This window comes from Oleiphilus sp. HI0086, assembly GCF_001635225.1.
This window is the reverse complement of the sequence record NZ_LWFZ01001012.1, coordinates 1-986: the sequence shown is the minus strand read 5'-3', so window position 1 is coordinate 986 and position 986 is coordinate 1. Positions and strand designations below refer to the sequence as shown.

The following is a 986-nucleotide window of genomic DNA, read 5'->3' as shown; positions in this document are numbered from 1 at the left end:
TCGTCAGAATCAGTATCGCTAAGTGCAGGGTCTGTTTGAAGATACTCACCATCTTGATCGTAAATATCTTCAAAAATATCACAAATCAAATCACCATCAGTATCTATGTTATTAGGGTTTGAGCCAACCAAAGTAACTTCGACATAGTCAGATAAACCATCTGAGTCGCTATCGGCATTATTTGGGTTAGAATTGCTATGATTTAGCTCGTAGCTGTCAGAGAGGCCATCACTATCACTATCAATCTCACCATCTAGCAGGACTCCATTACGCGACATACTGTCAAGCGGGTCGCCACCAAAGATTACTTCCTGGCCATCTTTAAGGCCGTCACCATCAGAATCAGGGTTAAACGGGTCAGTCGATGCAAAAAACTCCTCTCTATCATTTAAGCCGTCTTCGTCTGAATCGAAACTGAGAGGATCACTGAACACGTCCCCCTTGAAAAGAGCATCACAATTTAATGTAACGATACCCAGCTCTCTGCCATCTGTTAAGCCATCGCCATCCGAGTCTGAATTCAATAAACCTGTTCCTGTTAACTCGAGTTCTTGAGCATCACAGATAAGGTCGCCATCAGAATCATTGTTATCGGGATAGCTGCCTATCGTAATAATCTCATCATAGTCACTTAAGCCGTCGGCATCGGTATCACCTGAAGTCAGGCTGACTCGATGCTCGATACCCAGGCTGTCGGTAAACGAGTATTGTTGTTCGAACAAATCCGATAAACCATCTAGATCCGAGTCCGAAGGCGTAGGACATTCATCACTCACATCAACACAGCTACCTAGACTACGTTCCAATGAATTGCTTAGGCCATCATCATCCATATCTTCGCTATCTGAATCAAAGTCCCTAGCAATTATGCTATTAAAATCTGTTGAAAAGTCATACTCTTCAGGCTGGTCGAAGTTGGAAAACTGAGCAAGCGTACCTTCTGCAAATAAGGACTCCCACCATTGAGGTAAGCCGTTGTCATCGGA

At 43.7% G+C, this 986-nt stretch carries 1 pseudogene; it reads right to left on the bottom strand.

The annotated features are described in order from the left end of the window. A pseudogene (locus A3756_RS27930) lies at positions 1 to 986 on the bottom strand (hypothetical protein); the annotation flags it as partial.